We start from the raw sequence: 3,312 nt of genomic DNA, 5'->3' as shown, positions 1-3,312 counted from the left end.
GTATCAAAATGAAAAAAATTGAAAAAAATAAAAAATACGTATTGACATTAAGGAAAGGTTCGTTTAGAAAGGCGTCAAGTGCTCAAAACACTAAATCACAAGCGGATAAACCCCGATAAGGTTTTTCCCATTTCTTTAAATACTGACTGTCTTTTATGTTGTGATTAGCATATAACGATTATGTCGGGTGTGTTCACACCATACAATACTCTTATGAGAAAAGTGTGACGACGGACTTGTGACCGTGTTTTGAACACCCGGCGCCCTTATAGGGTTGTCAATTCAAAACCCAATTATCACAAGGATTACTAGCATGAAAGCTACAGTTAAAAATCAAGAATCTTCCTTTTTTATTACAGATGATAATGGCTCTTTTAAAAAGAGAGAGTTTGCAAAAAAATACGAATTTACAGGCGAGACGATTGAAGTTGGTTTTAAGACACTTCATAGAATTAGAGCATTAAGAGATTTTGGAGATGTCAAAAAAGGGGACCTCGGCGGTTTTATAGGTAGTGAATACAATTTATCGCATCATGGCAATTGCTGGGTCGGAGGTAAAGCCAAGGTTTATGCTAATGCACGGGTTTACGATAATGCCGTTGTAAGTGGTTATGCTCATGTTAATGTGGAAGCTTGTATTTATGAAAACGCCCGTGTTTATGGCAAGGCGGTTGTAGGTGGCTTTGTTTATGGAAATGCTGAGGTTTATGGTTTTGCACGTATTTATCCTCGTGCAAGAATTTATGGGAATGCTCACGTTCATTATAATGCTTGGGTTTTTAATGATACACATATTTTTGGTAATGCCAAGCTTTCTGGATATGCTTGCATTTATGCTGATGTAAAAGTTTATGGTAATGCCAAGGTTCTAGGCTTTTCAAAACTTTATAAAAATGCACACGTTCATGGGAACGCTGTTATTGAAGGGCATGCTGAAATTCATGGGATTATTTATGGTAATGCAAAAATATCAGGTTATTCAAAAATTTATGGGAAGGTTTCAGGCAAGGCAAAATTAAGAGAGTGTGATTTTGTTCATAGGGAAGGTGAGGTTTATAGTGGCAATAAAGTCATATATAACTCGAATAATATTTTAGAAAAAGCAGCGTAAATAACGGCGCGGGCGGTGCGGGGGCGCCTCCTTATAACCATTTCATTCAAAAATTTTCTTTAAAAGGCATTTCACTATGAAAAAAACATATGAACTTATTGATCTCATAACACGCAATAAAGAAGAAGAAAGTGAAAATCATAATCTCTTTGCTCTTAAATGGACGATATATGATCAAAGCCTTCATAGTCCTTTACGTCCTGAGAATGAAAAGCAAGTACCTAGAAAATATGAATTAACAAGTGAGACAAGGGAATTTAATGGACATATATTACACCGTATTAGAGCCATTAAAGATTTTAAACATTTTTTTGGTGATAATAATAACTTTTGTATAAAAGCAGGTACCTTAGGCGGTTTTATAGAGAATGAAAGCAATTTAGATCATCGTTATGGTTGCTGGGTTAGTGATGATGCTATGGTTTACGGTGGCGCACGTGTTGTAATGGATGCTCTTGTATACGGTAATGCTGTTATTTATGAACAAGCGTGTATTGGTGGGCATGCACATATTTATGACAATGCACAGATTTATGGTAAAGCCAAGGTTTGTGGTACTGCTCATATTTATAACAATGCGCATATTTATGAAAATGCTTGTATTGATTTTAGAAGCCATGTTTATGAAAATGCTCATGTTTATGGCAATGCAGAAGTTGGGTTTTCTCATGGTGAAGATAAACCTGAGATTTATGGCAATGCACGTGTTTATGATAATGCAATAATTGAAGACAATGCTAGGATTTATGGGAATGCACAAGTTTACGGACGCGCTCGTATTAGAGAGAAAGCTAAGGTCCGTGATAATGCACAAGCATGTGGAACGTTAGATCTTTTAAACGATGCGGTTTTAGCGGGTGATAAAAAACTCACAAGAGGTTATAGAGATTTTATTGGCAAAACTAAAATCACTAAATTTGGTCATTTTAAAATAATAGAAAAAATACACAAAGTTGTTTAATAGGCGGGCTGCTTTATAGCAAAAAAGCCGCGTCCTTTAAGACACGGCTTTTATTATCAAAACAGCTAGCGATCCAAATAAACGATTAAAATAACCAATCGAAATATAAAAGAACATCTCTTTATTGCACAAAACGTATCAAAAAGCAAGCTGTTAAGTAAAATAAAAATGGGATTCATACTGTAGATTCAGTGTGTTATGATAAATTCTGTTTGTAAAAATACACCATAATGTGTTATACTACCATCAGTTGTGAGTTATGTTTTGTTCTAAGTACTATTTTCCATTAAAGGACAGAAAGCAAATGCTTAATAAAGTGATGTTAATTGGTCATTTAGGTGCCAATCCAGAAAGCAAAACAATGTCATCTGGCATCGAGGTGGTCAATTTTCGAATGGCAACGTCTGAGAGCTATACAGACAAGGCAACCAATAAGAGAATAGACAAAACCGAATGGCATTCCATTGTGGTGNCAACGTCTGAGAGCTATACAGACAAGGCAACCAATAAGAGAATAGACAAAACCGAATGGCATTCCATTGTGGTGTTTAATCCACACTTGGCAAAAGTAGCACTCCAGTATCTGAATAAAGGCAGCAAAGTTTATATCGAGGGGCGACTACAAACCCGTAAATGGCAAGATAAAAACGGTGTTGATCGCTATGTAACAGGAGTCATATTGCCTCAGTACAAAGGCGAGTTAAAGCTTTTAGATGGCAAAAATGATGATAATCAAGAGCAGTCATCTGCTTATGACAGAAGCATTTACAGACCTCTTGATACGCCCCATACCGTTATGAATGACAGTGTTCCTTTTTAATAGAGGGTATTTAAATGTCTGATAAGCCGCCGCTCCATACCTTTAGTGCAATCTGTAAATCTAAGCCAGTTTATAACTATACTATTACAGATCAGGAGATAAAATCATTACAACATAATAATAAGATTGAGACATTCTGTAATATATCAGCAGGCTTTCTAATTGTAATGATTGTCATTATCTTCGTGTGGATGATGGGTAATGATGATGATTGGAAAAAAATACCAGCCCTTTGTATATCAATAGCGTTACTGTTATTTGTAGTGACTTTGGGTGGAGAGACATGGTCAAACTCAGAGGAAATTTGGGAAAGCGTTAAACAGGTGTCTGAGGTTATCTGTGAAAAAAAATAAAAAGAGGGGACGCCCTAAAATAGCAGGGCAGGTAAGAGAACCAAACGGACGTATATCACGTGCAAAA

At 36.1% G+C, this 3,312-nt stretch carries 4 protein-coding genes; all 4 read left to right on the top strand.

Translation table 11 applies throughout. The annotated features are described in order from the left end of the window. Positions 1–313 precede the first annotated feature (313 nt). Positions 314–1,111: a hypothetical protein gene (locus tag ACFILD_RS01750; RefSeq protein WP_375658055.1), complete on the top strand. Its 798-nt coding sequence runs from the start codon at positions 314–316 to the stop codon at positions 1,109–1,111. A 76-nt stretch (positions 1,112–1,187) separates the two neighbouring features. Continuing rightward, positions 1,188–2,072, top strand: a complete 885-nt coding sequence (locus ACFILD_RS01745) for a hypothetical protein (protein WP_375608869.1) — start codon at positions 1,188–1,190, stop codon at positions 2,070–2,072. Positions 2,073–2,376: 304 nt separating this feature from the next. Next, positions 2,377–2,892 carry a single-stranded DNA-binding protein gene (gene ssb / locus ACFILD_RS01740; RefSeq protein ID WP_375664687.1) on the top strand — a complete coding sequence of 172 codons (516 nt, stop codon included), beginning with the start codon at positions 2,377–2,379 and terminating at the stop codon, positions 2,890–2,892. Positions 2,893–2,906: 14 nt separating this feature from the next. Further along, positions 2,907–3,245, top strand: a complete 339-nt coding sequence (locus ACFILD_RS01735) for a hypothetical protein (RefSeq protein ID WP_375664689.1) — start codon at positions 2,907–2,909, stop codon at positions 3,243–3,245. Positions 3,246–3,312: the final 67 nt, after the last annotated feature.

It is taken from the genome of Bartonella sp. CL162QHHD (genome assembly GCF_042195435.1).
Classification (GTDB): Bacteria; Pseudomonadota; Alphaproteobacteria; order Rhizobiales; family Rhizobiaceae; genus Bartonella.
The sequence above is the reverse complement of the archived record's forward strand: the minus strand, read 5'-3'. Positions and strand labels throughout refer to the sequence as shown.